At 33.5% G+C, this 938-nt stretch carries 2 protein-coding genes; both read left to right on the forward strand.

What is annotated here, in order from left to right; translation table 11 throughout:
• Positions 1–143: transposase (locus ACXM1Q_RS09250; protein WP_458517805.1), on the forward strand; the 143-nt coding region annotated here is incomplete at its 5' end.
• 56 nt (positions 144–199) lie between these two features.
• Positions 200–769: a nucleotidyltransferase family protein gene (locus ACXM1Q_RS09255; RefSeq protein ID WP_458517804.1), complete on the forward strand. Its 570-nt coding sequence runs from the start codon at positions 200–202 to the stop codon at positions 767–769.
• Positions 770–938 lie beyond the last annotated feature (169 nt).

The raw sequence follows: 938 nt of genomic DNA on the forward strand, positions 1-938 counted from the left end.
TCTTTTTACCTCTACCACCGTATTCTCCAGAATTAAATCCTATTGAAAAAAGCTGGGCTATTTTAAAAAAATCAGTTACAGAATTACTTCGTAAAATGGACTCTATAACTGATGCAATAACATACCATTTAAAAACTAAATGACTATAACATTACTCATACCACAATTCTTACTTCGGACTTTCTAGGAGGTACTCAACATGATTCAGAAAGTTGAACGATTGATTTCAGAAATTAACCGTATTCACAAAGAATATTCGATTGATTATTTTGAAACGGGCAAGGTCCAAAAGGTGAATCTCAAACATACATTTTCCAAGGTTCCAACTTCAGCAATTTTGGCTTATCGTTTAAATCTACATGAGTCCATTAATGATTACTTAATGAAAGCGAATCTTCAAGATATCGCCTATGTTTACCGTGTGAAAACCTCTGAAAGCATTCTTGATAAAATCAATCGCTTTTCTGAACGTAAGGAAGGCTACCCCGTTAACTCAATCTTGAATAATATTTTTGGTGCTCGGGTGATAGTAACGTCGGAGGAGATCACTCAGGTGATGGAACGCTTAGATGAGTGGAAAGATACCTTTGGTTTAAAAAATTGGTATCTCCGTGACAAGGACGGATATATCGGAATTCATGTTTATTTTAAAAATAAGAGTAATTTTTACTATCCTTGGGAACTTCAGATATGGGATGCCAAGGATGTCGATGGAAATATTCAAAGTCACAGGCTTTATAAGAGAGGGTTTGTTGATTTTAAAGGATAACAAAGAAAACAGAGGTCGGAAAAATACTTTCCCCCTCTGTTTTTTAGATTATAGTCATTTAGTTTTTAAATAGTATGTTATTGCATCAGTTATAGAGTCCATTTTACGAAGTAATTCTGTAACTGATTTTTTTAAAATAGCCCAGCTTTTTTCAATAGGATTTAATTCT

This window comes from Streptococcus sp. 10F2, assembly GCF_054331515.2.